At 64.8% G+C, this 22176-nt stretch carries 22 protein-coding genes and 1 tRNA gene; 16 read left to right on the top strand and 7 right to left on the bottom strand.

Features of this window, described 5'->3' with window-relative positions; translation table 11 throughout:
• Positions 1-18 precede the first annotated feature (18 nt).
• From rplU to AC6IY7_RS12235, 7 genes are all read left to right on the top strand, one after another.
• The gene (gene rplU / locus AC6IY7_RS12265) at positions 19-336 is read left to right on the top strand and encodes a 50S ribosomal protein L21 (protein ID WP_064033869.1); all 318 of its coding nucleotides are present in this window, start codon (positions 19-21) and stop codon (positions 334-336) included.
• Positions 337-486: 150 nt separating this feature from the next.
• Positions 487-756, top strand: coding sequence for a 50S ribosomal protein L27 (gene rpmA, locus AC6IY7_RS12260; RefSeq protein WP_497779405.1), 270 nt, complete (start codon positions 487-489; stop codon positions 754-756).
• 198 nt (positions 757-954) lie between these two features.
• On the top strand, positions 955-1557 hold the full coding sequence (locus AC6IY7_RS12255) for a GNAT family N-acetyltransferase (protein ID WP_497779403.1): 603 nt from the start codon (positions 955-957) through the stop codon (positions 1555-1557).
• Between the two features lie 13 nt (positions 1558-1570).
• Positions 1571-2638: a GTPase ObgE gene (gene obgE / locus AC6IY7_RS12250; protein WP_497779402.1), complete on the top strand. Its 1068-nt coding sequence runs from the start codon at positions 1571-1573 to the stop codon at positions 2636-2638.
• Between the two features lie 112 nt (positions 2639-2750).
• A tRNA-Lys gene (locus AC6IY7_RS12245) sits at positions 2751-2826 on the top strand.
• A 468-nt stretch (positions 2827-3294) separates the two neighbouring features.
• Complete coding sequence (locus tag AC6IY7_RS12240) at positions 3295-5001, top strand: DEAD/DEAH box helicase (protein ID WP_497779400.1); 1707 nt, start codon at positions 3295-3297, stop codon at positions 4999-5001.
• 256 nt (positions 5002-5257) lie between these two features.
• Positions 5258-5467 carry a cold-shock protein gene (locus tag AC6IY7_RS12235; RefSeq protein ID WP_331936005.1) on the top strand — a complete coding sequence of 70 codons (210 nt, stop codon included), beginning with the start codon at positions 5258-5260 and terminating at the stop codon, positions 5465-5467.
• A gap of 146 nt (positions 5468-5613) precedes the next feature.
• Here AC6IY7_RS12235 and AC6IY7_RS12230 read toward each other — a convergent pair whose 3' ends face one another.
• Positions 5614-5883 carry a hypothetical protein gene (locus AC6IY7_RS12230; protein WP_497779397.1) on the bottom strand — a complete coding sequence of 90 codons (270 nt, stop codon included), beginning with the start codon at positions 5881-5883 and terminating at the stop codon, positions 5614-5616.
• 261 nt (positions 5884-6144) lie between these two features.
• On the opposite strand from AC6IY7_RS12230, the gene AC6IY7_RS12225 reads away from it, so the two are divergent.
• On the top strand, positions 6145-6609 hold the full coding sequence (locus tag AC6IY7_RS12225; RefSeq protein ID WP_497779395.1) for a hypothetical protein: 465 nt from the start codon (positions 6145-6147) through the stop codon (positions 6607-6609).
• 237 nt (positions 6610-6846) lie between these two features.
• A complete protein-coding gene (locus AC6IY7_RS12220) occupies positions 6847-7152 on the top strand; it encodes a hypothetical protein (RefSeq protein ID WP_497779393.1) in 306 nt (101 codons plus the stop codon).
• Between the two features lie 205 nt (positions 7153-7357).
• Here the strand turns inward: AC6IY7_RS12220 and AC6IY7_RS12215 are convergent, their stop codons facing one another.
• A complete protein-coding gene (locus AC6IY7_RS12215) occupies positions 7358-8083 on the bottom strand; it encodes a class I SAM-dependent methyltransferase (RefSeq protein ID WP_497779391.1) in 726 nt (241 codons plus the stop codon).
• 6 nt (positions 8084-8089) lie between these two features.
• Positions 8090-8821, bottom strand: a complete 732-nt coding sequence (locus AC6IY7_RS12210; RefSeq protein ID WP_497779389.1) for a cytochrome c biogenesis CcdA family protein — start codon at positions 8819-8821, stop codon at positions 8090-8092.
• Positions 8822-8934: 113 nt separating this feature from the next.
• Between AC6IY7_RS12210 and AC6IY7_RS12205 the strand changes: the two genes are divergently transcribed.
• Both AC6IY7_RS12205 and phhA read left to right on the top strand, forming a co-directional pair.
• Complete coding sequence (locus AC6IY7_RS12205; protein WP_497779387.1) at positions 8935-10302, top strand: tryptophanase; 1368 nt, start codon at positions 8935-8937, stop codon at positions 10300-10302.
• A gap of 93 nt (positions 10303-10395) precedes the next feature.
• Positions 10396-11262 carry a phenylalanine 4-monooxygenase gene (gene phhA / locus AC6IY7_RS12200; protein WP_497779386.1) on the top strand — a complete coding sequence of 289 codons (867 nt, stop codon included), beginning with the start codon at positions 10396-10398 and terminating at the stop codon, positions 11260-11262.
• Between the two features lie 3 nt (positions 11263-11265).
• Here phhA and AC6IY7_RS12195 read toward each other — a convergent pair whose 3' ends face one another.
• Together AC6IY7_RS12195 and AC6IY7_RS12190 are read right to left on the bottom strand one after the other, a co-directional pair.
• A complete protein-coding gene (locus AC6IY7_RS12195) occupies positions 11266-12504 on the bottom strand; it encodes a M48 family metallopeptidase (protein ID WP_497779385.1) in 1239 nt (412 codons plus the stop codon).
• Between the two features lie 75 nt (positions 12505-12579).
• Complete coding sequence (locus AC6IY7_RS12190; RefSeq protein WP_497779384.1) at positions 12580-13806, bottom strand: TCR/Tet family MFS transporter; 1227 nt, start codon at positions 13804-13806, stop codon at positions 12580-12582.
• Positions 13807-14197: 391 nt separating this feature from the next.
• Here AC6IY7_RS12190 and rfbB point away from each other — a divergent pair, with 391 nt between their 5' ends.
• Genes rfbB through rfbA form a run of 4 tightly spaced genes read left to right on the top strand, consistent with a single transcriptional unit; the run spans position 14198 to position 17619 of the window.
• Entirely contained in the window at positions 14198-15250 is a 1053-nt protein-coding gene (rfbB, locus tag AC6IY7_RS12185; RefSeq protein ID WP_497779382.1) for a dTDP-glucose 4,6-dehydratase, read from the top strand.
• A 23-nt stretch (positions 15251-15273) separates the two neighbouring features.
• Positions 15274-15831 (top strand): dTDP-4-dehydrorhamnose 3,5-epimerase, encoded by a 558-nt coding sequence (gene rfbC / locus AC6IY7_RS12180; RefSeq protein ID WP_497779379.1) that lies wholly within the window; start codon positions 15274-15276, stop codon positions 15829-15831.
• Between the two features lie 8 nt (positions 15832-15839).
• Entirely contained in the window at positions 15840-16727 is an 888-nt protein-coding gene (gene rfbD / locus AC6IY7_RS12175; RefSeq protein ID WP_497779377.1) for a dTDP-4-dehydrorhamnose reductase, read from the top strand.
• 25 nt (positions 16728-16752) lie between these two features.
• Entirely contained in the window at positions 16753-17619 is an 867-nt protein-coding gene (rfbA, locus tag AC6IY7_RS12170; protein WP_497779376.1) for a glucose-1-phosphate thymidylyltransferase RfbA, read from the top strand.
• A gap of 7 nt (positions 17620-17626) precedes the next feature.
• Here the strand turns inward: rfbA and AC6IY7_RS12165 are convergent, their stop codons facing one another.
• On the bottom strand, positions 17627-18901 hold the full coding sequence (locus AC6IY7_RS12165; RefSeq protein ID WP_497779375.1) for a KpsE/RkpR family capsule polysaccharide export protein: 1275 nt from the start codon (positions 18899-18901) through the stop codon (positions 17627-17629).
• Between the two features lie 8 nt (positions 18902-18909).
• A complete protein-coding gene (locus tag AC6IY7_RS12160; RefSeq protein WP_497779374.1) occupies positions 18910-19563 on the bottom strand; it encodes an ABC transporter ATP-binding protein in 654 nt (217 codons plus the stop codon).
• A 274-nt stretch (positions 19564-19837) separates the two neighbouring features.
• Here AC6IY7_RS12160 and AC6IY7_RS12155 point away from each other — a divergent pair, with 274 nt between their 5' ends.
• Positions 19838-22015 (top strand): glycosyltransferase family 2 protein, encoded by a 2178-nt coding sequence (locus AC6IY7_RS12155; RefSeq protein ID WP_497779371.1) that lies wholly within the window; start codon positions 19838-19840, stop codon positions 22013-22015.
• The last annotated feature ends 161 nt before the right edge of the window (positions 22016-22176 follow it).

Here is a 22176-nt window from a genome sequence, read left to right as displayed (position 1 = left end):
CGAACACAGGAAAACAAGATGTTCGCAGTCATCAAGACCGGCGGGAAGCAATATAGCGTCACCGCCGGAGACACGATAACCGTCATGGCCCTCGAGGGCGCGGCGGGCGACAAGATCACCTTCGACGAGGTGCTGTTCGTCGGCGCCGAGGGTTCGGCCAAGATCGGCGCGCCGCTCGTCGCGGGCGCCAGCGTTTCGGGCGAGATCGCCGAGCAGGCGCGCAGCCCCAAGACGCTCGCCTTCAAGAAGCGCCGCCGCCAGAACTCCAAGCGCAAGCGCGGCCATCGTCAGGATCTGACGATCGTGCGAATCACCGGCATAGAGGCCGGCGCCTGAGCATTTCGGGGCGTGGCGAAACGCCGCTGATCGGCGTATAGAGGGAATATGCGCGCCGTGAGATCGGCGCGCGCAGCAATTCAGCGGCCGCCGAGCGCGGCCCCGAGCGGCGGACGAGCCGGCTCGGTTAGAGATTCGGGAGCGAGAACAATGGCTCATAAGAAAGCGGGCGGCTCGTCGCGCAACGGTCGCGACTCCGACGGTCGCCGTCTCGGCGTGAAGAAGTTCGGCGGCGAGGCCGTGATCGGCGGCAATATCATCGTGCGTCAACGCGGCACCAAATGGCACCCCGGCCGCAATGTCGGCATCGGCAAGGACCACACGCTCTTCGCGCTCGTCGACGGCGTCGTCCTGTTCAAATCGAGCGGCGGCCGCGCCTCGGTAGCGGTCGTGCCGCCGGCAGCGGCAGCCGCCGAATAGGCGGAGGATCTTTCGAGGACCCCCTCCGCCGGCGTTTCGATCCCCGGCGGATTTGGTCCTCGAGCAGTCGCGATAAGGCGACGCTCCAGGCGCAAAATCCGGAAAAAGGCCTCAAAGGGTCGATAGGGGAAGCGGAACGCCGCTTCCCCTTCGTCTTTTTTCGGCCTCTTTTCGCACTCGGCCGCCATGGAGCCTCGGATGTTTCCGGAAATTGCGCGCGACGACATTTTCAGATTGGAGACCTCGAGGCTGTGGCTGCGCTGGCCGCGCGCCGCCGACGAGGGCGCCATCTGCCGTCTGGCCGGCGATCCGGAGGTCGCCCTGAAGACGGCGCGCATTCCGCACCCATATGAGGCCTATCACGCCGCGGCCTACATCCTCGCCGTCCGCGCCGAGAACGCCAGCGGCGCCGGCCTCACCCTCGCCTTGACGCAGAAGCGCCAGGCCGACGAGGCGATCGGCGTGATCGGCGTGCATGGCTCGAGCTCGCGCGGGGCCGGCGTGATCGGCTTCTGGCTGGGACGGCCATATTGGGGACGCGGACTGATGAGCGAAGCGGCGGGCGCCTTCATCGATGTGGTTTTCGGCATGACGGGGCTCGAGCGAATCGTCTCCTCCGCCCTGCCGACCAACGTCGCCTCGGTGCGCGTCCACGAGAAACTGGGCTTCACCCGCGCGGGACACGGCAAATTCCCGGCGCCGGCGCGGGGCGGCGAGGTCGATGTGGAGCTCTTCGACCTGCGCCGCGGCGCCATTCCGACGAGCCTCGGCGCAAGGCGTCCGAAGCTGCAAGCGACATGAGTTCGAAAAAGCCATGAAATTTCTGGATCAGGCGAAAATCTACGTGCGTTCGGGCGACGGCGGGGCCGGCTGCGTCTCCTTCCGTCGCGAAAAATTCATCGAGTTCGGCGGGCCGGACGGCGGCGACGGCGGCCGCGGCGGCGATGTGACGGCGATCTGCGTCGACGGGCTCAACACGCTCATCGACTATCGCTATCAGCAGCATTTCAAGGCCAAGACCGGCGTGCATGGCATGGGCAAGAACCGCCATGGAGCCAAAGGCGCCGACGCCGTGCTGAAAGTGCCCGCCGGCACGCAGATTCTCGAGGAGGACGGCGAGACGCTGATCGCCGATCTGACCGAGGTGGGACAGACCGCCATCATCGCCCGCGGCGGCAATGGCGGCTTCGGCAATCTGCATTTCACCACCTCGACCAATCGCGCCCCGCGCCGCGCCAATCCCGGCCAGGAAGGAATCGAGCGCACGCTCATCCTGCGGCTGAAGCTCATCGCCGACGCCGGGCTGATCGGCCTGCCCAACGCCGGGAAATCGACCTTTCTGGCCAGCGTCAGCGCCGCCAAGCCCAAGATCGCCGACTATCCCTTCACGACGCTGCATCCAGGTCTCGGCGTGGTGCGGGTGGATGATCGCGAATTCGTGCTCGCCGACATTCCCGGCCTCATAGAGGGCGCGCATGACGGCCATGGGCTCGGCGATCGCTTTCTCGGCCATGTGGAGCGCTGCCGCGCGCTGCTGCATCTCGTGGATGCGACGGGCGAGCACGCCGGCAAGGATTATAAGATCGTGCGGCGCGAGCTCGCCGCCTATGGCGCGGAGCTCGACGAGAAGCAGGAGATCGTGGCGCTCTCGAAGATCGACGCCGCTGACCCCGAGCATTTGAAGAAGCAGAAGGAACGGCTGAAGCGTGCGATGGCCTCCGCCGGGCCTGCGGAGGCCGCTGAGCGCCCTGCCCTGCTTCTGCTGTCCTCCGCCACGGGCGATGGCGTGACAGCGGCTCTACGCGCTCTGGCCGCGGCCAAGGAGACGGCGGCGCGCAAAGAAGCGCAGGCGGCCGAGCCCGCGCCGGAGTGGCGCCCGTGAAGGCTCGGACGGAAATGTGACGAATTTTTCTTTTCTGAGCTGGACATGGGCGGTGTCATTGGGTATTTGCACGCCTCGTTCCGCTCATTCGGCGCAAGTCGAAGCAACGGACGGGCGCATAGCTCAGTTGGTAGAGCAGCTGACTCTTAATCAGCGGGTCCAAGGTTCGAGCCCTTGTGCGCCCACCATTTTTCCGAGAGGAAAATCAGGCGAGTGAAATTGCCGCCCGCATGGGCGCAGAGACGCTCGTCGCCTCGGATCGCCCAACGGGTAGATGTGCTTCGAGGGTCTCGAAGCAACAGATCGACTCCACATGGACGCCGTCTATCGCCACGACATCTGTTCCGGCGTCGACGCGCCGCTGTTTTCTCGACGACGGTCGCCAGCACGACGCGAGCGAGCGTCTCTGTCATCCGGCGGCGACTCTCTGTCATCCGACAGCGACAGGGCTGAGCGCGAATATGGGCTGAGCGCAAAGACCCGCTAAATTTGTTCCGACAGTCGACTCCCCTCCGTTTGCGCCGCGACAATGGAGGGCGTCCGCGCTATGGTGTCGGCGGGTCGGATGACGTAATGCTCATAATCGATCGCGGACTGACTTCGCTATCGGCGAACCTTTCGTCACGAGCGGCTGCGGGAAAGAGCAATCAGCACTGATGTCCTTCTTCGAAACAAGCCCAGAACTGGCCCGCGCCCTCGCCGAACGGCAGTACACCGACCCCACTCCAGTTCAGTCTGCGGTTCTGACCGGCGAAGCCACAGGGCGCGACATTCTCGTTTCCGCACAGACCGGCTCCGGCAAGACGGTCGCCTATGGATTGGCGATCGGCTCGAGCATTCTCGGCGACGTCGGGATCGGCGAGGCCGGCGTTCCACTCGCGCTGGTCATAGCGCCGACGCGTGAGCTCGCTCTGCAAGTCGCGCATGAGCTCGAATGGCTCTATCGCTACGCCGGCGCGCGGCTCGTGACTTGCGTCGGCGGCATGGATGCGCGGCTCGAGCGCCGCAAGCTCGCCGATGGCGCGCATATCGTCGTCGGCACGCCCGGGCGCCTGCGCGATCACATAGAGCGTGGCGGACTGGACACGTCCGGCTTCGCCGCAGTCGTGCTCGACGAAGCCGATGAAATGCTCGACCTCGGCTTCCGCGAGGATCTGGAGTTCATTCTCGATTCCGCGCCGGCCGGCCGCCGCACGCTGATGTTTTCGGCGACCATGCCGAAAGGCATCGCCAATCTCGCGCGTCGCTATCAGAGAAACGCGCTGCGAATCGAGGTCGCCGGCGGCGAGCGCGGCCATGCCGATATCGAATATCGCGCGATCAGCGTGGCGCCGAAGGACACGGAGCACGCCGTCGTCAATCTGCTGCGCTCCGTCGAGGCGCAGACGGCGATCGTCTTCTGCAACACGCGCGAATCTGTTCGCCATTTGCAGGCGACATTGCTCGAGCGGGGCTTCTCGGCGGTGCTGCTGTCCGGCGAGCTCAGCCAGCATGAGCGCAACCAATCGATGCAGGCGCTGCGCGACGGCCGCGCGCGCGTTTGCGTCGCGACCGACGTCGCGGCGCGCGGCATCGATCTGCCCAACCTCGGGCTCGTCGTCCACGCCGAGCTGCCGAACGACGCCGAAACTTTGCAGCATCGCAGCGGGCGAACCGGCCGCGCCGGCCGCAAGGGCGTCAGCGCGCTGCTGGTGCCGGCGTCGCGACGCAGCCGCGCCGAACGATTGCTGCGCGACGCCGGCGTGCGCGCCTGGTGGACGCGGCCGCCGACGATGGACGATATTCGCAAGCTCGATCAGGAGCGGCTGCTGAGCGATCCGCTGCTGAGCGAACCGCCCGACGAGGAAGACGTTCGGATGGCGAGGCTTCTGCTCGCCGAGCGCTCTGCGGAACAAATCGCCGCCGCTCTGGTCAAGGTGTATCGGTCTCGCCTTCCGGCGGTGGAGGATGTGATCGACCCCGGCGAGGAGCCGCGCGCGGAGACACGCGAGAAACCCGGCAAGGCGGCGCGCCGCGAGCGACCGACGCGCTCGGTTCTGGAGGGCGGAAAGGCTTGGTTCCGGCTCGATATCGGCCGCTCCAAGAACGCCGATGCGAAATGGCTGCTACCGATGCTCTGCCGAAAAGGCAACATCACGCGGCAGGATGTCGGAGCCATCCGCATCTTCGAGCATGAGACGAAAGTCGAGGTCGCGGAATCCGTGGCGACGAATTTTCTACGGGATATGCGACGCCCCGGCGGCGACAATATCCGCATCGAGCGGCTGAATGGCGATGCGGATCAGGCGAGCTTCGAACCGCCGGCGAAGAAAGCCGGAAAGCCCAAGAAGCGCCCGCCCGCCGATCGGCGTCCCCGATCGTGATCGCCACGCTTCAGTATCCGGGGGCGAACACGCTCTCGTTGAAGCTGGTCAACCTCAGAATTCGTGAGGATTTGACGACCGACGTCGTGTCGGCTCTTGCCGTCGGCTCGTTACATCGTTATCGTCGTCCATCGATTTTTCGGCCTGAACGACTTGGACCCGCCTCGGAAACGAGGCCGCTGACGAACTCTTCCAAACATCGATCGACCCGGCCCCGCGCATGCGGGCCTTCTCCTGAACTTGCTTGGAGAGAGACATGGCTAACGGCACCGTCAAATGGTTCAACTCGCAGAAGGGCTTCGGCTTCATTCAGCCGGATGATGGCGGAAGCGACGTTTTCGTTCACATCAGCGCCGTCGAGCGCGCCGGTCTGCGCGACCTGAACGAAGGACAGAAGCTGAGCTACGAAATCACGCAGGACCGCCGCTCCGGCAAGTCCTCGGCCGATCAGCTGAAGGCGCTCTGACGCCACGCAAGTGGCTGTCTGTCGCGACAGATTATGAAGAAAGGCCGCCGCTATCGGCGGCCTTTTTTGTGTCGCGTCGTTTTCGGCGCCGGATGCGCCGTGACTCCCGACAAGCGCGATCCGAGCCGCTGCGGGGCTCCCGGAAATCATCTGAACTTTCCGATCGCTTTCGCGGAGGCGATCCCCCGGAAGGTATGAAAATTCGGGCTTGCCCCTGTGTCTCGGCAATAGCGCAGGAAGTCGTCCGCGCTGACGTCGATCAAGACGACGTCCCATCCGCTCTTCCGCCAGTTCGCGATTTCCTTCGCTTGGAGCGATAGCCATTTTTCGTAGGAATCGGCCGAGTAATTGTCGACCAGACGCCGTAGCGCCTCGTGATCCACAGCAGTGACGCGCGGGAGATAGGTCGTCGGCATGTCGGTTCTCGTCCTCGGGATGCGAAAGTCCGTCTCAATTCGCCCCGCCTGCTCGGGAATGCAAACCTCTCGTCGATCCGACCGCCGCGTCGGGCCGCGTGTCATTGCGACGGTCTCGCTCCCGCGCAACGCCGGGGATGCGACTTTACGCCTCGCTCGACCAGGCGGAGCGAGCGGCGATTTGGCGCGCAATATGCGTGGCGCGGCCCAGACCCGAATTTTGGTCGGGTCTCCAACGTCGAAAACTACAAGGAGCTCATCTTGCCCGCATTGCAAGAAACCCGCGCCGTCGTGACCTTGGCGCCCGCGAAGCCGACCGGATTGGCCGATTTGGGCGCGCCATTGGGCGACGCCACAATCGTCAAGAAGGGGCGCGCGCACGAGTTTCCGCAACTTCTGACGAGCGGCGAAATCGGTCGCCGCTTCCAAGACCTTCGCGTCATCGGGATCAAAACGCTCGAGGGCGAGGTCACGACCGCCAAACTCTTCGTCCAGTTCGAGGTGTTCGGCGACAATACGGCGGGGCCGGCGAACGGAGTCGGCTTCGAAGCGCATCTCTTTGCGGACTCGCAGCAATTGGGGACATTGTCATCGAGCAGCCTGTTCCTGCCCTATGCCAATTTCTGGTATCCGAACCGCTTCGTGTTCGAGGTCCCGGCGGCGGACTTCGATCGAGTCGACCGTTTGGAGTTCGTCGCAAAGCCCGAGGAGGTTCGCACGCTCTAGCCGAGAGATCGAGCGATCCGACGACCATGGCCGAGCGCCGATGGCGTCAGTATTGCTTATTTTACGGGAGCCATCGCTTCGTTTCTCCTCGGAGCGGACGGCCGTGGCTCCTGCTTGCCGCCCGGATGGATGGACGAAAGCGGCGAAGCGCTTCCCTGTCATCGCGGCCGCCATGGTAAGAGCCGACGCCCGGAGCGAGGCCGCCGGCTTTCCCTATCCCATATCGAGCGAAGACCTATGAGCTATCCACTCGTCAAACGCGTGTCGCATCGGCTGTTCGGCGAAATGCTGCGGATGATGTTGAGCGAGCGGGTCTTTTTCGACCTGACCCTCGAGGAGGGCCGGACCTTGTCACGCAATTTCACCGCAGTGGCCCATGACTGGCGGCGCGTCGATTTCCTTTATTTGAGCCCGGTCGGAGGCGACCGCGAATTCTCGGCGGCGGTCAGGGAAAATGGCGTTCATGTGGAAACGGTCGACGGCGCCCACCATCTGAATTGGGACGATGTGACGGAGCTGGCCGAGCGTTTGGCCGTGGTGTGAGATGGCGTCCGACCTGTCTCCTGGGTGTCGAGCGCGACCGCGCGGAAGACGAAGCGGCGAGAATTCGCGCCGACGCGGCGCTCATGTCATTGTCCGGTCATGACCGAACGCTAACTCTGAGGAAGAGCAATCGACGGCCCCGCGCCGCCGAGAACTCTAACGCCGGGCCGGAGGTACGTCCGGCGTTTTTCTTTTCTGGGACCCGTTACGGCTTGACCGCGGTCAGCAGCGTGTCCACGCCTTCGCGATATTCGACGCGAATATCGGCGAAGCCTGCCGCCGCCATGCGCTCCAGCGCCGGCGCCAGATACATCACATGCTCGGGCGATTCGTCGCTGAAGAGATGCGCGACCCAATCCTCGAGCAGATCATAGCGGCCGATCGCCCCGAGCTTTTGGAACCAGCTGCGCACCTCCGCTTGCGTCGCGGCAAGATGCGCGGCGCGGTCGTCCATCGCATAGCGGTCGCCATTGACGAAGAGGCCGCCCGGCTTCAGCACGCGGAAAATCTCGGTGAGAAATTCCCGGCGATAATCGTCGAGGAAATTGTGCACGGCGTAATTAGAGGAGACGACGTCGACGCTCGCGTCGGGAAGGCCGCGAAGATAGGCGAGCGCATCGGCCTCGACGAATTGCACGCGGCCGGCCGCGACGAAATCCGCGAGGTGAGAACGCGCCTGATCCAGCATTTTGGCGGCGCTGTCGATCGCCGTGACATGGAGATCGTCGCGTCCGGCGAGCAGCGGCAGCGTGCTCACACCCGTGCCGCAGCCGATCTCCAGAACCTCTAGCGCGACGCCCTCGCGCCAATGCGCGACGCGCTCCGCCACACGGCGGGCCAGCAGCGCCGCATTGGGGCAGATCAGCTCCAGCATGCGATATTCGGCGCCGATCGGTCCGGTGAAGAGATTCTCATCGATGCGCTGTGACATGGGCGGTCACCCGAAATTCGCGAGACCCGGAAAGGTCTGCAGCAGCCAGAAGGAGAAGCTCTGCATCCCGCCGGTGAGGAAGGCGAGGCCCGTCAGCACCAGCAGCGCGCCGACGACTTTCTCCACCTTGCCGAAATGCTTCTTGAACTTCTGCATGAAGCCCATGAAGGGCCCCATCGCCGCCGCCGCGGCGAGAAAGGGAAGCCCGAGCCCGGCGGAATAGACGCCGAGCAGAACCGCACCCTTGGCCACAGTCTCCTGCGAGCCGGCGACGGCGAGAATGGCGGCGAGGATCGGCCCGATGCAGGGCGTCCAGCCGAAGGCGAAAGCGAGGCCCATCACATAGGCGCCCAGACGCCCGACCGGACGACCGACCTCGAGGCGCTTCTCGCGATAGAGCAGGCCGATCTTGAACACGCCGAGGAAGTGCAGGCCCATGAGGATGATGGCGACGCCGGCGGCGATCGACAATATTTCCAGATTGGCGCGCAGCACTTTGCCGAACACGCTCGCGGTCGCGCCGAGCGCGATGAAGACCGTCGAGAAGCCGGCGACAAAGAGCAGCGAAGCGATGAAAACGTCGCGACGCGCGCGCGATTTGCCGACGACCGTCAGCTCCTCGAGGCTCGCGCCCGCGATGAAGGTGAGATAGGGCGGCACCAGAGGCAGCACGCAAGGGCTGAGGAAAGAGAGCACGCCCGCCGCCGCAGCAGCAGGAAAAGTGACGTCGGCCGCCATGAGGTCTCCTCTTATCGCGCCGACGCTTTTGCCACAGCCGGCGACATTACGCAAAGCGACGAAGCGCGCACCCTATTTCAGCACGCCCTATTTCACACAGCGAGGAGACGTACATGCGCACCATCATCGAGCCCTTCCGTATAAAGATGACCGAAGCTCTGCCGATCACCACGCGGCAAACGCGCGAGGATCGGCTGACGGCGGCGCATTACAATGTGTTTCTGCTCGACGCCGAGGACATCACCATCGATCTTTTAACGGACAGCGGCACGGGCGCGATGTCGGACCGGCAATGGGCCGCGCTGATGATGGGAGACGAAAGCTATGCTGGAAGTAGGTCCTGGCGGCGCTTCGAGAAGACCATTCGCGACATCACCAATTTCAAGCATATTTTTCCTACGCATCAAGGCCGCGCGGCGGAGCGCATTCTCGCCGCGACGCGGCTGAAGCCCGGCGACATCGTCCCCAACAACAGCCATTTCGACACGACGCGCGCCAATGTCGAATATGTCGGCGCGACGGCGCTCGACCTGCCCAGCGCCAAGGCGGCCGACATTCATGCCGAAACGCGCTTCAAGGGCGACATCGATCTCGAGGCGCTGGAGCGTGTGCTCGAGCGCGAGGGGAAGAAAATTCCCTTCTGCATGATCACCGCGACCAACAATACCGGCGGCGGTCAGCCCGTCTCGCTGCGCAATATTCGCACGGCCAAGGCTCTGCTGGCGCGACATGGGATTCCACTCGTGCTCGACGCCTGCCGCTTCGCCGAAAACGCCTATTTCATCAAGCTGTGGGAGGAAGGCTATGGCGACCGCGCGCTGATCGACATAGCGCGGGAGATGTTCTCGCTCTGCGATGGCGCGACGATGAGCGCCAAGAAGGACGGGCTCGCCAACATTGGCGGATTCTTCGCCTGCAATGACGATCGCTGGGCGGAGGATTTTCGCAATCTGCTGATATTGACGGAAGGATTTCCCACCTATGGCGGACTCGCGGGCCGCGATCTCGAGGCGATCGCCGTCGGGCTCGAGGAGGCGCTGGAGGAGGATTACCAACGCTATCGCCATGCGACGGTCGAATATCTCGCCTCGCGTCTCGTCGCGCGCGGCGTGCCGATCGTGCGGCCGGCGGGCGGACACGCCGTCTTCATCGACGCCGCGGGCTTTTGTCCGCATCTTTCGGCGACGGATTTTCCGGGCATCGGCCTTGCCGCCGCGCTCTATCTCGAGGGCGGCGTGCGCGGCGTGGAATTGGGCAGCGTGATGTTCGGCCGCCGCGCCGCGGATGGAACGGAAACGCCGGCGCCGCGCGAGCTGCTGCGTCTCGCTTTTCCGCGCCGCGTCTACACGCAGAGTCATTTCGATTATGTGATCGAGGCGATCGAGAATGTGTTCCGCGAGCGCGCCGCCATCCCGCCGTTTCGTATCGTGAGGCAGGCGCCCTTCCTGCGCCATTTCACCGCGCATTTCGCACCGGGCTGAGCGGCTTTGCGGCGGGGCGGCGGGCGCCTATCTAGTAATTCGCGTCTTTCGTATCGAAGACCCGAGAACCCGGCTTTCGCGCAGGAGGGCCGCATGGAGACGAGCAAAAACCGCTATGCCGACGCGCGTCGCCGCGCCGATTGGACGATCGACCAGGATTGGCCGTCCTATAGCGAGGCCGAGCACGACCGCTGGCGCCGGCTCTACGCACGCCAGGCCGCGCTCCTGCCCGGCCGCGCCTGCGACGAATATCTCGCCTCGATGGACGCGCTGAAGCTATCGCCGGACGGCGTTCCCGATTTCGATGCGCTGAGCGCGCGGCTCTCGCCGCTGACGGGCTGGCGCGTCGTTCCGGTCGCCGGCCTCGTGCCGGACGACGTCTTCTTCGAGCATCTCGCCAATCGGCGTTTTCCCGCCGGCGCCTTCATCCGCCCGGAGGAGGAGCTCGATTATCTCGAGGAGCCGGACGTCTTTCACGACATCTTCGGCCATGCGCCGCTGCTCGCCAATCCGGTCTATGCGCGCTTCCTGCAGGCCTATGGCGAGGGCGGACGGCGGGCGCTGGCGCGCGGCCAGCTCGCCAATCTGGCGCGGCTCTACTGGTATACGGTCGAGTTCGGGCTCATCGCGACGCCTATGGGGCTGCGCATCTTCGGCGCGGGGATTCTCTCCTCGCCGGCGGAGACGGTCTTCTCGATCGAGGATTCCTCGCCCAATCGCATCGGCTTCGATCTCGAGCGGGTGATGCGCACCAATTACATCATCGACGATTTCCAGCAGTGCTATTTCGTCGTCGACGGATTCGAGCGCCTGCTCGAGGCCTGCTATCGCGATTTCGGCCCCATCTATGATCGGCTACGATCTGAGGCCGATCATGCGCCGCATGAGATCGCGCCGGACGATGCGCTGATCACGCGCGGCGATTTCCATTATTTCCGCGGCAAGGCGCACGCCGCCTGAAGGTCAGCCGCCGCTCGCCTCCTCCAGCGCGGCGATGCGGATCGGCGCCGGCGGATGCGAATAATAGAAGAGCGCATAGAGCCGATCCGGTGTCAGCGTCGCGAGATTGTCGCGCGAGAGCTTGGTGAGCGCGCTGACCATGGGCTCCTTGCCATAGATCGAGCGGGCGAAGCCGTCGGCCTCGAATTCGGCGCGGCGCGACAGGAAATTGGTCAGCGGCGAGAGCAGATGGAGAATGGGCGCCGCCGCCGTCAGCGCGATGACGAGAATGACGCCCGGATCATTCGACAGGCCGAAGGCGCCGCCGAGCCCCCACTCGAAGGCGAAATGCAGCGCCGCGAAGCCGATGAAGAGAATGCCCGCCGCCTGAAAGATCCGCTGCCGCACATGACCGAATTTATAATGGCCGAGCTCATGGGCGAGAATGGCGAGAATCTCGTCCGCGCTGTGCTTGCGCAGCAGAGTGTCGAAGAAGACGATGCGCTTGGCCTTGCCGAAGCCGGAGAAATAGGCGTTGCCATGGGTGGAGCGCGTCGAAGCGTCCATGACGAAGAGCCCGCCCGACTGGAAGCCGCAGCGCGCGAGCAATTCCTCCATGCGCGCCTTCAGCGCCGCATCCTCGAGCGGGGTGAAATGATTGAACATCGGCGCGATGAAGGTGGGATAGATCACCGTCATGGCGAGCAGCAGCGCCACCGCGGCGACAAAACCCGCGAGCCACCAATAGTCCGGCGAGAGGCGCGCGGCGAAGAACAGCCCATAGAGCAAGGGAATGAAGAACAGCAGCCAGAGCGCCGCGCCTTTCGCCTCGTCGAGGAGGAACATCGCCAGCGTCGAGCGATTGAAGCCGAAGCGCGCCTCGAGGCCGAAGGTCTCGACGAGCGAGAAAGGCAGGCGCAGCAAATGGTCGACGATCGCCACCGCGACGACGACGGCGACGCTGAGCGTGAGGCCGGGCGCGATGAATTGCGCCAGCAGCGCATGCAGCGGGCCGAGCAGAAGAGCGAGCCAGGCGAGGGCGAGCGCCGCGTCGAACACGGTCTCGGCGACCGAGAGCCGCATGCGCGCGACCGTGTAATCAGCGGCGCGGCGATGCTCTTCCGGAGTGACGGTCCCCACGAATTCGGGCGGCGGCGTCTCGCGGTCGGCGCGCGCGGCGCGGCTCTGGCGGGCCTTCAGATAGACGCCCAGAGCCGCGGAGACGAGAATGGCGAGATAGACCGACGTTGCTATGAGGCTCATGCGCATCTCCGAAATCGCCGGCCGCGGGGCCGGGATTCGGGATTAATATAAGCGGCCGCGCGGCGGAATGCGACGTCAGACGGAGGAGGGCTCCGCCGCGGCGGCGCTCACGGCGTTGCGGGCCACGACGAGGCTCGCCGCGAGCAGCAGCGCCGCCACGAAATAGCCCGCCCCCGGAAAGCCGCCCGCGCCGATCGAGAGGGAGAGGATCTGCGTGAAGAACAGCGGCCCGACCATGCCCGAGACGCCGCGCAGGCTCGACAGCGCGCCTTGCAGGCGCCCCTGCTCCGAGGCCGAGGCGAAACGCGTCGCGAGGCCCTGAAAGGCCGGATTGGCCATGGCCCAGAGCGCGATGAGCGGCGGCGCCGCCATGAAGATCCCGCCCGTCGGCGCGAAGGCGTAGGCGGCGAAGCCGAGCGCGCCCGCCGCCAGAGCGACGACGAGCGTCGCGCGCTCGCCGAAGCGCTTGACCGCCGGCCGCACCAGACCGCCGGAGACAACCGTCTGCGAGACGCCGACGATGGCGAGCGCCCAGCCGGTCGTCTCGGCGTCCCAATGATAGCGATATTCGGTGTAGAGCACGAAGAGGCTCGGCAGCGATTCATGCGCGAGATAAGAGAGGAAGATCGCGACCGCCAGCAGGCCGAGCGAGCGGTCGCGGCGCAGGAAATCCAGCGAGCCGAGCACATTGGCGCTGCGCCACAGGATGGAGGAGGAGCGCTTCTCCGGCGCGAGCGACTCCGGCAGGATGAAATAGCCGTAAGCCGCGTTGAGCAGGCTGAGCGCCGCCGCCGCCCAGAAGGGATAACGCAGCCCGTGATTGCCGAGCATGCCGCCGAGCGCCGGACCGAGGATGAAGCCGACGCCGAAAGCCGCGCCGATCATGCCGAAACGGCCCGCGCGCTTCTCCGGCTCGGTGATGTCGGCGATATAGGCCGTCGCCGTGGAGACGCTCGCCGCCGTCACGCCGGAAATCAGCCGGCCGATGAAGAGGAAGGACAAAGACGGCGCGAGCGCCATGAACACATAGTCGAGCCCCATGCCGAGATTGGACAGCAGCACGACGGGCCGGCGGCCGAAACGGTCCGACAGCGCCCCGAGCACCGGCTGAAACAGAAATTGCATGAAGGCCCAGGCGAAACCAAAGACGCCCGTCGCGATCGTCGCGCTTTGGAGATCGCCGCCCTCGAATTCCACGATGAGCTTGGGAAGCACCGGGATCATCACGCCGAGCGCCAGCATGTCGAGCGCGACGGTGACCAGGATGAAAGCGAAGGCCGCCTTGCCGGGACGCTGAAACATCGATTACTCTTCTGTACGGCCGCGATCCATCGCCGCCCGACCGATCGCGGGATAGCGCGAAACCGCCGTCCCACGCAAGGAGTCTGGAACGACTCCAAATTCTCCCGGCCGACGCCGGGGCGCCGCCGCACACCGCCGACGACCCGTTTGAGTTGATATAAAACAATTAGATACGGCGATCGTCGCAGTGCGGCGAAACGCGCCGGAGTTGACAGGGGGCGCGCGATCTTTCAATAGGCGCAGATTAGGATAAAAATCTTGCGGCGTCAGAGGCGGCGCAATCCGGCCTCGCGACCAGGAACAGGGTGTTTTTCGCAGATGCCACTTCCCTTTTGCTTTCTCAACGCGAGAGCGACGAGCCCCGCCGCCCCCCAATGGAAAGCGCGCTGAGATGCGCCTGCTCGTGACCGGCGGCGCCGGATTCATCGGCTCGGCCGTCGCCCGCCGCATTATCGAGACGACGCCGCATGAGCTGCTCGTCTTCGACAAGCTCACCTATGCCGGCAATCTCGATTCGCTCGCGCCCATCGCCGGCGATCCGCGCTATTCCTTCCGCCGCGCCGACATATGCGACCGCGCCGCCGTCGCCGCCGCCTTCGACGCGTTCCGACCCGATGCGGTGATGCATCTGGCCGCCGAGAGCCATGTCGATCGCTCCATCGACGGCCCCGCCGCCTTCGTCGAGACCAATGTCGTCGGCACTTTCACCCTGCTCGCCGCCGCGCTCGACTATTGGCGCCGGCTCGACGCGGAAAAGGCCGCCGCCTTTCGCTTTCTGCATGTCTCGACCGATGAGGTCTTCGGCGCGCTCGGGGCCGAGGGGCTGTTCCGCGAGGACACGCCCTATGCGCCCAACTCGCCCTATTCGGCCTCCAAGGCGGGCTCCGACCATCTCGCCCGCGCCTGGCGCGAGACCTATGGCCTGCCGACGCTCGTCACCAATTGCACCAATAATTACGGCCCCTATCATTTCCCGGAAAAGCTCATTCCGCTCACCATTCTCAATGCGCTGGAAGAAAAGCCCCTGCCCGTCTATGGGCGCGGGGAGAATGTGCGCGATTGGCTCTATGTCGAGGATCACGCCGAGGCGCTGCTCACCGTCGTGCGCGCAGGCGTCATCGGCCAGACCTATAATGTCGGCGGCCGCTCGGAGATGCGCAACATAGAGGTGGTGCAGGCGATCTGCGACAGTCTCGATGAGATCAAACCCCGCGCACGCGGCTCCTATCGCGAGCTGATCACTTTCGTTCAGGACAGGCCGGGCCATGATCTGCGCTATGCGATCGATTGCGCGAAGATCGAGCGCGAGCTCGGATGGCGCGCGAAGGAGAGCTTTGCGAGCGGGCTTCATAAAACCGTGCGCTGGTATCTCGACAATGAGGAGTGGTGGAAAGCGATCCGCTCCGGCAAATATCGCGGCGAGCGTCTCGGCTGCGTCGCCTGACGCATTCCGCCGAAGAGGGCAGCATGATCGTCGAAGACACGGCGCTCCAAGGCGTCAAGATCGTCACGCCGGATCGCTTCGGCGACGCGCGCGGCTTTTTCTCCGAGAGCTATAATCAGAGGCGCTGGGAAGAGCGCGGCCTGCCGCCTTTTCGCTTCGTGCAGGACAATCATTCGCTCTCGCGCGATATCGGCGTCATTCGCGGCCTGCACTTCCAGACCGCGCCTTTCGCGCAGGACAAGCTGGTGCGCGTCACACGCGGCCGCATTCTGGACGTCGCCGTCGATATTCGACGCGCTTCGCCGAGCTTCGGACGCCATGTCGCGGTCGAGCTCTCCGCGGAGAATTGGCGGCAATTGCTGGTTCCCATCGGCTTCGCGCATGGCTTCTGCACGCTCGAGCCGGATACGGAAGTCGTCTATAAGGTGACGAATTTCTATTCGGCGCCGAATGATCGCGGCCTCGCCTTCGACGATCCCGATCTCGGCATCGCCTGGCCGGTCACGCCCGATCGCGCCATTCTGTCGGACAAGGATCGCCGCTGGCCACGGCTGCGCGATCTCTCCGACGCATTCGAGTGAGGACGGCGATGCGCATCGCCGTCACTGGAACGCGAGGCCAGATCGTCTCTTGCCTGCGCGAGCGTGCGGCGGGCGAAGCGGAGGTCGTCGCGCTCGGCCGGCCGCTTCTCGATCTTTCGGATCGCGAGAGCGTGCGCGCGGCGCTGCGCGAGGCGCGCTGCGACGTCATCGTCAACGCCGCCGCCTACACCGCCGTCGACAAGGCCGAGCAGGAGGAAGCGCTCGCTTTGCGCGTGAATGGCGAGGGCGCCGGCCATGTCGCCGAGGCGGCCGCGGAGCTCGGCGTTCCGCTCATACATTTTTCGACCGATTATGTGTTCGACGGCTCCGCCCCGCGCCCCTATCGCGAGGACGACACAACCGCGCCGCTCGGCGCCTATGGCCGCTCCAAGCTCGAAGGCGAGAGGCGCGTCACAGCGCTCTGCCCGAATGCCGCGATCCTGCGCACGGCCTGGGTCTACAGCCCGTTCGGCGCGAATTTCGTGCGCACCATGTTGCGGCTCGGCGAGACGCGCGAGGAGGTCGGCGTCGTCGCCGATCAGCTCGGCAATCCGACCAGCGCGCTCGACATCGCCGACGCCGCGTTCATCGTCGCGGCGCGCCTCCATCGCGACGACGCGCCGGAGTTGCGCGGAGTGTTCCATATGACGGGCGCGGGCGAAGCGAGCTGGGCGGATGTCGCCGAGGCGATCTTCGCGCGCGCCACAGAGCACGGCCGCGCGCCGGTGCGCGTTCGCCGCATCACGACCGCCGATTATCCGACGCCGGCGCGACGCCCGGCCAATTCGCGCCTCGATAACGCCAAGCTTTCGCGGGTCTATGGACTCGCTCTGCCCGACTGGCGCGCCGCGCTCACCCATTGCGTCGACCGGCTGCTGGCCGGCCCCAATCATTGACGATCAGATCATGGAGGATCAGATCATGCGTGGAATTATTCTCGCCGGCGGCAGCGGCACACGCCTTCACCCCGCGACGCTCGCCGTCTCCAAGCAATTGCTGCCGGTCTATGACAAGCCAATGATCTATTATCCGCTGAGCGCGCTGATGCTCGCCGGCGTGCGCGAGATTCTCATCATCACGACGCCGGACGACGAGGCGGCCTTCAAGCGCCTGCTCGGCTCCGGCGCGCAATGGGGCGTCTCATTCACCTATGCCGTCCAGCCGCGTCCGGACGGGCTGGCGCAGGCCTATATCATCGGCGCGAGCTTCGTCGAAGGGCAGAGCTCCGTGCTGGTGCTCGGCGACAATATTTTCTACGGCCACGGCCTCACCGAATCGCTGACCAACGCCAAGGGCGGCCGCGGCGCCACCGTCTTCGCCTATCATGTCGCCGATCCCGAGCGTTACGGCGTCGTCGATTTCGACGCCGAGGGCCGCGCGCTGTCGCTCGAGGAAAAGCCGAAGGCGCCCAAATCCAATTGGGCGGTGACCGGCCTCTATTTCTATGACGAGCGCGCGCCGCAATTCGCGGCGGATCTGAAACCCTCGCCGCGCGGCGAATTGGAGATCACCGATCTCAACAACATCTATCTCCAGCGCGGCGAATTGAATGTCGAGCGATTGGGCCGCGGCTTCGCCTGGCTCGACACGGGCACGCCGGCCTCGCTGCTGGAGGCGGCCGAATATGTCCGCGCCATAGAGCTGCGTCAGGGGCAGCGCATCGCCTGCCTCGAGGAGATCGCCTTCCGCCGAGGCTGGATCGACGAGGAGGCGCTGAGCGCCGCCGCGCAGAAATTCGCCAAAAGCCAATATGGCGCCTATCTCGCGCAGGTGGCGCGCGAGCGCTGAGCGCGCGTCAGGCCATATGGTTGCGCACAAAGGCGATCAGGCCGACGACCACGCCATAAATCGCCAGCGAGGCCGCGAACAAAACGCCCACATAGAGCCAACGCCGCGGATAGCGGGCCTCCTCCGGCAGCGCCGGCGACTCGATCTGATGAAGATAGAGCAGCTTGCGCTCGCTGAGCAGACGCGCGCCGTCGAGCGAGGCCGTCGCGATCTCATAGCTCGTCTCGGCGATCTTATGCTCGAGGTCGAGATTGGCGAAGGTCGTCATCTTGCCCGAGAGGGTTTTCCGCGCGAGCGCGTCGAGCCCCTGCTCCTCGCGCGCGGTGATCTCCGCCTTGCGCTCGGCGACCTGCTTCTCGAGCGATTCGATGCGCCGCTTCAACACGCGCATTTGCGGCGCGCTCTCGTCGACATAGCGCGACTGAGTGAGATACTCCTGCTGATATTTCAGCAGATCGGATTCGATCCCGGACAGCACGTCGCTCTGCGATTTGCTCGTCTGGCGGACGTCGATCAGCCCTTCCGCATTGCGCGCGCGCTCCAAATTCACCCGCGCGACCTTGAGCCGCTCGGCGGCGCGCGTGAGATCCTGCTCGGAGGCGTGGACCGTGTCCTGCCGCATCCGCTCATTGAGCTCATTGACCAGAGTCTCGCAATCGGCGACGACCCTGTCGGCGATGGTCTTGGCGTCGGCGGGCGAGAAGGCGCGGACCGTCAGCGTGACAATCCCGGACGGAAAGGCGATCGCCGCCGAGGCCATCTTCTTCCAATAGGCGGTGAATTTCTCGATCGACTTCGATTTCTGGAAGCGCGCCCACCAGTCGATCCGATCCGAGCCGTAGAGCTCACGCAGATCGACCTGACGCTCGAGCTGCTCGACCATCGACCGGCTCTCGACATAATCGACGATGATCATCGAATCCTGAAAGATCATCATCGGCGGCAGGCCGGTCACGGAGCCCAGTCCATCGAGCTTCGGAATGGCCGCGCTGCTCACGGTGAATTTCGCCTCCGCGACATATTGATCGGAAGCGAGCAGACCGTAATAGATCACCCCCACGAAATTGGGAATCGCCACCATGACGACCAGCAGGACGAGAAAGGCGATGCGCATCGCCCTGGCGCCGCGACGCTCCGCGAAGCTGGATTTCTGATAGGCGCCGCGCGCGCGCACCGAAAATCGCGCGCGCCGCGCGGCTTCGGACAGGAAACGGGACACGGCCTCGGCGCGTTCCAGCGCATTGATCGTGCGAAGATCGGGAGATTTCGGAGGTTCGTCCATCCTCGCCCCTATCGGTTCATGCGATTGTACATTTCGATCGCCTTGGCGACCGTGTCGAACATGAAGAGACGGCCCTCGACGAGCACGCCGCCGCGATCGCAATAGTCGCTGACCGCCTGCATCGAATGCGAGACGAAGATCACGCTCGAATTCTTGCGCCGCTGGTCGAAGGCCTCTTGGCACCGCTTCTGGAATCTCATGTCGCCGACGCCTGTGATCTCGTCGATGAGATAGACGTCGAAGTCGATGGCCATCGACATGCCGAAGGCGAGACGCGCGCCCATGCCCGACGAATAGGTCTTGACCGGCGCGTCGAAATAATCGCCGAGCTCGGCGAAATCTTCGACGAACATCGCCGTCTTGCGCGGATCGGCGCCATAGACCCTCGCCACGAAATGCACATTCTCGCGGCCGGTCATCGCCGGATGGAACCCCACGCCGAAGCCGAGCGGCCAGGACACGCGCACGGTGCGGCGCACCTTGCCGGAGTTCGGCAATTCGGTGCCGGCGAGGATCTTGAGCGTCGTCGACTTTCCGGCGCCGTTGACGCCGAGCAAGCCGTACGAATAGCTCGTATCGAAGACCATCGACACATGGTCCAGGATGATCTTCGAGTGCCGCTCGGTCTTATAGAATTTGAAGACGTCTAAAAGTTGGATCATCTTCTCTTAAGTCGGTCTCGCCCGGAGCCGCCAACGACACGAACGGCGGTCCTTATAGCGCAGCGCGCCCGCCTCGTCCACGCGCACGCATCGGCCTAATTTCGCCACTTTTGCTCCTATGTGGAGTCCCGCGCGCGGCCGCGACGTCGCCCGTCATGTCGTCCGTTCGCTCTCTATGGCCAAGGCGCCGCGGCTCGACTATATCACCGGCTCGGAACCGACCTCCGCCTCTCACTTTCGGAAAGCCCGGGCCTTGTTGCTGAGAATTCCTTCTGTGCGTCGATCCGGCCTGCGCCGGCTCGGTTGGGAGAGCTGGCAGGGCGTCGATGCGGACCCGCTCTTCGTCTTCGCGCCGCGGTTGTTGCGCGCCGCCTATATCATCCTCGAGGTCGCCGACGCCGATCAGACGCTCGACCCCCGCATCTATATCGATTTCGGCAAGGGTTTCGAGCCGGACGAGGAGATCGAGCTCAAGCACACGCGCAACGGCGTCTATGTGGTGTCGCTTCAGAGCTTCGGCCGCGTCCACAAGGTCCGCTTCGATCCCTCTTCCTACCCTTCCCGGTTCAGTTTTCGCGCCTTTGTCGCCTATGACGAGAAATCCGTGCATGCTTTCGTCGGCAAAAGGCTGCGCGCGGCGGCGAGGGGCGAGCGCGCGGCGCCGCTCTGCGAGGTCATAGCGCGGCCCGGCGCGCCCGAGCTTTCCAGCGTCGGCGCGCGCGTCGCCCGAGTGCGCGGCGCGACGCCGCATTTCGAGCAGGTGATCGCCATGGCGAACGACCGATTCGCCGGCGCTCCGCCCTGGGCCGGCGACGCGCCGGCTTTTTCTTTCGTCACGCCGGTCTATGACGCGCCCGCGCTCTATCTCGATCAATTGCTCGACTCCTTTCGGATTCAGAGAGCCGGCGCCTATGAATTGATCCTCTCCGACGACGGCTCGACATCGCGCGAGACGATCGACTGGCTCGAGCGTCATCGCGGCGCGCCCAATGTGACGATTTTGCGCGCGGCGCAGAATGGCGGCATCGCCGCCGCGACCAATAGCGGGCTCGCCGCGGCGCGCGGCGAGTGGGTCGGCTTCATCGATCACGACGACGCGCTCGCGCCTTTCGCCGTGGACGCGCTGCTGGAGACGATCGAGCGGACGCCGCGCGCTCAATTCGTCTTCACCGACGAGATCGTGGCCGACGCGCGGCTTCAGCCCAAGCATTATTCACTGAAGCCCGCCTTCGACCCGGTGCTGCTCTCCGGCGTCAATTACGTCAATCATCTCTCGCTCTATCGCCGCGAGCGGCTGCAGGCGCTCGGCGGACTGCGTCAGGGCTTCGACGGCTCGCAGGACTATGATCTGCTGCTGCGTTACACGCGCGGCCTCGCGGCGGAGGAGATCGTCCATCTTCCCTATCCGGCCTATCTCTGGCGACGCGACGGCAAGAGCTATTCGGTGAGCTTTCTCGACCGCGCCACGACCAGCGCGCGCCGCTCTCTGGCGGAGAATTATTCCGTCGACGGCGCGCCGGCGGTCGTCGAGCCGGCGCTCAACGCCGATCTGCATCGCGTGCGGCTCGAGCCGAAAAGCGACGGCTGGCCGCTCGTCTCCATCGTCGCGCCGAGCCGCGATTCTTTCTCGCTCGTCACGCGCCTGTTCGACGATCTCACGCGCCGGACCGACTATCCGAATTTGGAGATCATCGTCGTCGACAATGGCACGAAAGACAGCCGCGTTCTCGAGCTCTATGAGCGGACGAAGGCCGCCTACCCTTTCTTTTCCGTGGATATCGTCGAAGAGAAGTTCAATTTCGCGCGGCAGGTCAATCGCGGCCTGCGGGCGGCGCGCGGCGACTGCATATTGCTGCTCAACAACGACATTCAAATTATCGACGCGGGCTGGCTGAAGGAGATGGTCTCCTGCCTCGCCTATCCGTCGACGGGCGTCGTCGGCGCGCGGCTGCTCTATCCCAATGGAACATTGCAGCATGCGGGCGTCATCGTCGGCCTCGGCTCGGTGGCGGGGCATTGGTTCTGCGGAATGCCCGGCGATTATCCCGGCCCCATGGGCCGGCTCGAAGTGCGCCAATCGCTGGCGGCGGTGACGGGCGCCTGCATGCTGATCACGCGCGCTTGTCTCGAAACAATCGGCGAGCTCGACGAGCAGAATTTCGCCATCGCGTATAATGACACGGACTATTGCATGCGCGCCGGCCGCGCGGGCTTTCGCGTGGTGTGGACGCCCTTCGCGACGCTCTATCATCACGAATCGGCGAGCCGTGGAAGCGACGAGACCAACGCCAATATCGCCCGCTTTCGACGCGAGCAGGACACGCTGCGCGAGAAATACCAATTGGTCGACTATGTGGACCCGGCTTTCAACCCCTGGTACAGCCGCGACAATGCCGCGCCACGCTTGCAACTGCTGAGCAGCCTTCCGCCAGGACGGCATTTCCGAGTGTGACCGACGTCGCACGATTGCCAAACGCGCCGCGACGGCGTAGTCCATCGCGCCGCGCCGCCGGAAACGCAGTTTGCTCGAATGGACGCGTTCGAGTGATCGCGTTTCGCTCCCGACGAACAATCGACGAGGAACGATCGGATCGATGCCGAAGAAGCTGCGCG

Source organism: Methylosinus sp. is20ea (assembly GCF_059718135.1).
This window is presented reverse-complemented; position numbering and strand designations above follow the sequence as displayed.